Raw genomic sequence first — 504 nt, 5'->3', positions numbered from 1 at the left:
AAGTGCAAAATGATATCGAAGCCGTCGTTCAAGCAGCCAATGGTAAAACAGTTAAGGTAATTATTGAGACTGTTTTATTAACTGAGAAAGAGAAGATTAAAGCATGTCAATTATCTGAAGCGGCAGGTGCACATTTTGTTAAAACATCCACAGGTTTTGCTGGTGGGGGTGCAACAGTTGAAGATGTAAAATTAATGAAAGATACTGTTGGTGATCGTTTAGAAGTAAAAGCGTCAGGTGGCGTGAGAAATCTAGAGGATTTTAATAATATGATTGAAGCGGGTGCTACACGTATTGGTGCTAGTGCCGGTGTGCAAATTATTCAAGGACTTGAATCAAATACTGATTACTAATACTAAATTTATGTCTAAGGGAATGATGAATTATGAGAATGATTGACATCATAGAAAAGAAACGAGACGGTAAGTCATTAACCAAAGAAGAAATAGAATTTTTTGTAAACGGATACACTCATGGGGAGGTTCCAGATTACCAAGCTTCAAG

General features: G+C 36.7%; 2 protein-coding genes. Both read left to right on the top strand.

From position 1 onward, the window contains the following. The coding region (deoC, locus tag IE142_RS40610) for a deoxyribose-phosphate aldolase (RefSeq protein WP_191889554.1) at positions 1-353 on the top strand (353 nt) is incomplete at its 5' end. A 32-nt stretch (positions 354-385) separates the two neighbouring features. Further along, positions 386-504 (top strand): hypothetical protein (locus IE142_RS40605; RefSeq protein ID WP_191889553.1); only part of this gene is annotated, 119 nt, incomplete at its 3' end.

Source organism: Streptomyces mutabilis, from assembly GCF_014649815.1.
Lineage (GTDB): Bacteria > Actinomycetota > Actinomycetes > Streptomycetales > Streptomycetaceae > Streptomyces > Streptomyces mutabilis.
Note: the sequence above shows the minus strand (reverse complement) of the source record. Positions and strands in the feature narration are given on the sequence as shown.